The organism is Meridianimarinicoccus marinus, assembly GCF_040689105.1.
GTDB lineage: Bacteria > Pseudomonadota > Alphaproteobacteria > Rhodobacterales > Rhodobacteraceae > Meridianimarinicoccus > Meridianimarinicoccus marinus.
On record NZ_JBFBVU010000084.1, the window covers coordinates 1 to 874 of the forward strand.

Genomic DNA, 874 nt, shown 5'->3' on the forward strand with positions numbered 1-874 from the left:
CGTGGTTGGCGCAGCATCCGGCTGGAATACGGTACCATCGACCCAGATCCGATGGAGAATGACCGCGATACGCCGAGGCGGTCATCGTTGCTTTCCGACGGCATACGCTCTTGCCCCTCGATGATTGCCTCTACGCCTTGCAGCCGACAATCCCGCATCTCACGCGCTCTTCTTTGCATAGATGCTTGCAACGGCATGGCATCTCGCGCTTGCCTGAGATGGACGGCGAGAAGCCGAAGAGGCAGCGCTTCAAGCGGTACCCCATAAGCTTCTTTCACATCGACATCGCGGAGCTCCGAACAGCAGAGGGTAAGCTCTATCTCTTCGTAGCCATTGACCGAACCAGCAAGTTCGCGGTGGCCCAGCTGGTCGAGAAGGCGAACAGAAAGACAGCTTGGGAGTTTCTGGAACGTCTCCTCGAAACCGTTCCCTATCGCATCCATACGATACTTACGGACAATGGTATTCAGTTCGCCGAGCAGCCGCGCAACCGAAACACGATCTACTCCCGGCCGATGCGCTTCGACATGATCTGCGAGGCCAATGGAATCGAGCACCGGTTAACGAAGCCCAATCATCCGTGGAGTTTGGAGGATCAGAAATCAGTCCAGTGGACTGATTTCCCGACAAACGGCCAGATCGAGCGCATGAACCGGACAATCAAGGAGGCGACCGTCAAACGCTTCCACTACGACAGCCACGATCAGCTCCGAGGCCATCTCGTCGATTTCTTGAATGCCTACAACTTCGCTCGACGGCTCAAGACGCTCAGCGGGCTCACCCCATACGAATACATCTTGCTCTGCCCCCCAATAACTGGATCGTTAGAAGCGCGAGTTGTCCGCTAAGTTTCCCAGGCTGGGAGAGGAGCGGA

1 pseudogene is annotated in these 874 nt (G+C 56.4%); it reads left to right on the forward strand.

The features are described from left to right. Positions 1-74 precede the first annotated feature (74 nt). Positions 75-848 (forward strand): annotated as a pseudogene (locus tag AB0T83_RS20280) (IS481 family transposase); the annotation flags it as partial. Positions 849-874 lie beyond the last annotated feature (26 nt).